Origin of the sequence: Azospirillum isscasi (genome assembly GCF_030849505.1) — a bacterium.
In the GTDB taxonomy this organism is placed as follows: Bacteria; Pseudomonadota; Alphaproteobacteria; order Azospirillales; family Azospirillaceae; genus Azospirillum; species Azospirillum isscasi.
On sequence record NZ_JAUJFI010000282.1, the window covers coordinates 1 to 3,541 of the forward strand.

At 66.9% G+C, this 3,541-nt stretch carries 2 protein-coding genes; both read right to left on the reverse strand.

Features of this window, described 5'->3' with window-relative positions; translation table 11 throughout:
* The coding region (locus QSG27_RS28130; protein ID WP_306712060.1) for a biotin/lipoyl-containing protein at window positions 1-348 on the reverse strand (348 nt) is incomplete at its 3' end.
* 42 nt (window positions 349-390) lie between these two features.
* Window positions 391-3,321 carry a 2-oxoglutarate dehydrogenase E1 component gene (locus QSG27_RS28135; RefSeq protein ID WP_306712062.1) on the reverse strand — a complete coding sequence of 977 codons (2,931 nt, stop codon included), beginning with the start codon at window positions 3,319-3,321 and terminating at the stop codon, window positions 391-393.
* Window positions 3,322-3,541 lie beyond the last annotated feature (220 nt).

Below are 3,541 nucleotides of genomic sequence, written 5' to 3' on the forward strand. Positions count from 1 at the left end.
GGCGCCCGCCGGGGCCGGAGCTGCCGCCGGGGCGGCCGCCGGAGCCGGGGCGGCCTGCGGAACGGCGCCGCTGCGGGTGGACGGAGCGCCGCCGGCGACCGCCTTGAAGGCCCCGTCGCCAATCAGGCCGAGCACCGCACCGACGCTGACGTTGGCACCCTCGGGCTGCAGGATGTCGGCCAGGGTGCCAGCCGCCGGAGCGTTGACTTCCAGCGTGACCTTGTCGGTCTCCAGTTCGACCAGCGGCTCGTCAACGGCGATGGCATCGCCGACCTTCTTCAGCCAGCGGGCAACGGTCGCCTCGGAGACGGACTCGCCCAGGGTGGGGACCTTGATATCAGTAGCCATAAGTTCCTCTCGTTCTTTCTTGTTTTACGCCTGGGCGTCGAGTCAGCGGATGACGAGGGCGTCTTCCAGAAGCTTCGCCTGCTCCTGGTTGTGACGCTTGAGAAGGCCGGTGGCCGGCGACGCGGAGGCCGGACGGCCCGCGTAGCTGGGGCGGCGCGCCTTGTGCTCGATCGAAGTCAGGGCGCCTTCCAGACGGCGGTCGACGAAGGTCCAGTAGCCCTGGTTCTCCGGCTCCTCCTGGCACCACACGACCTCGGCGTTCGGATAGCGGGCGAACTCCTCGGTCAGGGCGGAACGCGGGAACGGGTAGAGCTGCTCCAGACGGATGATCGCCACGTCCTTGACGCCGCGCGCCGTGCGCTCCTGCAGCAGGTCGTAATAGACCTTGCCGGTGCAGACCACGATGCGGCGGATCTGCTCGTTCGGCAGCAGGTCGGTCGCCGTCTCGCCCAGGACGCGGCGGAAGTTCGTGCCCTCGGCCAGTTCCGACAGGTTGGAGACGCACAGCTTGTGGCGCAGCAGCGACTTCGGCGTGAACAGCACCAGCGGCTTGCGGAAGGGCCGGCGCATCTGGCGGCGGAAGGCGTGGAACAGGTTCGCCGGGGTCGTCAGGTTGCAGATCTGCCAGTTGTCCTCGGCGGACATCTGCAGGAACCGCTCCGGACGGGCCGAGGAGTGTTCCGGACCCTGGCCCTCGTAGCCGTGCGGCAGCAGCAGCACGAGGCCGGACATGCGCAGCCACTTCGACTCGCCCGACGAGAGGAACTGGTCGATGATGGTCTGGGCGGTGTTGGCGAAGTCGCCGAACTGCGCCTCCCACAGGGTCAGGCTGTGCGGCTCGGCCAGCGAATAGCCGTATTCGAAGCCCACCACGGCGGCCTCGGACAGCGGGCTGTCATGGACCTCGAACGGGCCCTGCTTCGGGCTGAGGTGGTTCAGCGGGATGTACTTGGCCTCGGTGTTCTGATCGTACATCACCGCGTGGCGGTGCGAGAAGGTGCCGCGGCCCGAGTCCTGGCCGGACAGCCGGACGCCGTTGCCCTCGACCAGCAGCGTGCCGTAGGCGAGCGCTTCCGCCGTGGCCCAGTCGATGCCCTCGCCGGTCTCCAGCGACTTCTTCTTGGCTTCGAGCTGGCGGGCGATCTTCGAGTTGATCGCGAAGTCCTTCGGATACTCGCAGAGCTTGTTGCCGACCTCGCGCAGCACGTCGATCGCCACGCCGGTGTTGCCCTTGCGCTCGTCGTCGGTCTTCGCGGCCTCCAGGCCGGACCACTTGCCTTCCAGCCAGTCGGCCTTGTTCGGCTTGAAGGAGTTGGCGGCCTCGAACTCACCCTCCAGCTTCTTCATGAAGTCCTGGATCATCTGATCGGACTCGGCCTGGGTGAGGACGTTCTCCTCGACGAGCTGCTTGCCGTACAGCTCCCGCGTGGTCCCGTGGGCGCGGATCTTCTTGTACATCAGCGGCTGGGTGAAGCCCGGCTCGTCGCCCTCGTTGTGGCCGTGGCGGCGGTAGCAGACCATGTCGATCACCACGTCCCGCTTGAACTTCTGGCGGAACTCGGCGGCGATGCGGCTGATGTGGACGACGGACTCGGGGTCGTCGCCGTTGACGTGGAAGATCGGCGCCTGGACCATCTTCGCCATGTCCGAGCAGTAGACGCCCGAACGGGAGTAGGTCGGGTTCGTCGTGAAGCCGATCTGGTTGTTGATGATGAAGTGCACGGTGCCGCCGGTGCGGTAGCCGCGCAGCTCCGACAGGCCCAGCGTCTCGGCCACGATGCCCTGGCCGGCGAAGGCGGCGTCGCCGTGGATCAGCACGCCCATCACCTGCTCGCGGTCCAGGTCGTTGCGCTGCGCCTGCTTGGCGCGCACCTTGCCCAGGACGACCGGGTTGACCCATTCCAGGTGGGACGGGTTCGCGGTCAGCGACAGGTGGACGATGTTGCCGTTGAAGTCGCGGTCCGACGAGGTGCCGAGATGGTACTTCACGTCGCCCGAGCCCTGCACGTCCTGCGGGCTCGACGGGTTGCCCTGGAACTCCGAGAAGACGGCGGCGAAGGGCTTGCCCATGAAATTGGTCAGCACGTTCAGACGGCCGCGGTGGGCCATGCCGACGACGACCTCCTTCAGGCCGAGCTGGCCGCCGCGCTTCAGGATCTGCTCCAGCGCGGGGATCATCGACTCGCCGCCCTCAAGGCCGAAGCGCTTGGTGCCGGTGTATTTGAGCTGGAGGAACTTCTCGAAGCCCTCGGCGGCGATCAGGCGCTCGTAGATGGCGCGCTTGCCGTTCACCGTGAAGTCGGTGTGGTTGCGTCCACCCTCGATGCGCTCCTGGATCCAGGCCTTCTCTTCCGGGTCCTGGATGTGCATGAACTCGACGCCGATGTTCCCGCAGTAGGTCTTCTGCAGGATCTCCAGGATCTGGCGCAGCGACGCCGTTTCCAGGCCCAGCGAGTAGTTCAGGAAGATCGGGCGGTCCATGTCGCCCGGGCCGAAGCCGTAGGTCGCCGGGTCCAGTTCCGGGTGCGGCTCGCGCTTCTCAAGACCCAGCGGGTCGAAATGCGCGTTCATGTGGCCGCGCACGCGGTAGACGCGGATGAGCATCAGCGCGCGGATGCTGTCGAGCGTCGCGGCGCGGAGCTGCTGGTGGCTGATGCCGCCATACACCTGCTGGGCATGGGCGACGAGGCCGGCGTTGCCGGCACCGTTGCCGGCGGCGGGGGCGCCGATGCTTTCCAGCGAGGCGGCGATGGGGTCGAGCGCGCCGTTGGCCAGCGCACCGTCCTCCAGGCTCCAGGACGGGCCGTTCAGCTCGTTCAGCACGGCGCGGGAGTCGTCGTCCAGCTCCTTGAAGAAGCCGTTCCAGCTCGAATCCACCGAGGAGGGGTCCTTCAGGAAGCGCGCGTACAACTCCGCGACATATTCGGCGTTCGAGCCGAACAGGAACGAGGTCTTCTCCAGATTAGCGGACATATTTTTGCCTCGGGCGTTTGCCCGGTTCCCTCAGAGAGTTTTTTTGTTTGTCGCCGGGGTCCGGACGGCCCCTGGATTCTCCGATGGAGAACCCAGGGGCCGCCGATCCCTTGGCGGTGTGCGGGAATATGGGTTCCCGCCTACGCCTTTATCAGCCCTTGAAGACCTTGAGCATGGTGGAACCCAGGCTCGCGGGGCTGTCGGCGACGGCGATGCCGGC

Bases quoted from the DNA above. Each gene is read 5' to 3' on its own strand.
- QSG27_RS28135 (WP_306712062.1), bottom strand. From the start codon at position 3,321: ATGTCCGCTAATCTGGAGAAGACCTCGTTCCTGTTCGGCTCGAACGCC.